1 pseudogene is annotated in these 244 nt (G+C 29.5%); it reads left to right on the forward strand.

Annotation, left to right across the window (positions count from 1 at the left end):
* Window positions 1-244 (forward strand): annotated as a pseudogene (locus tag ACY2RX_RS14820) (hypothetical protein); the annotation flags it as partial.

The following is a 244-nucleotide window of genomic DNA, read 5'->3' on the forward strand; positions in this document are numbered from 1 at the left end:
AATAAAAGCACCTGACGTTTTATTTACAAAAGATTCTACCTTATTATATCTATACCTCGAACAATATCAACATAATAGCTTTGACGGATTGGTTAATTTTTCATCAAAAGAAAGTGGTGGCCTTTTATTTAACGGAAACATTGACCTAAAATTAAACAATCTACTAAACTCTGGCGAAAAATTTAAATTATATTGGACTCGCATTGGAGATGAAAGACAGGAGTTTAAAGTATTAACAAATATC

The organism is Polaribacter sp. 2405UD43-2 (assembly GCF_058147125.1).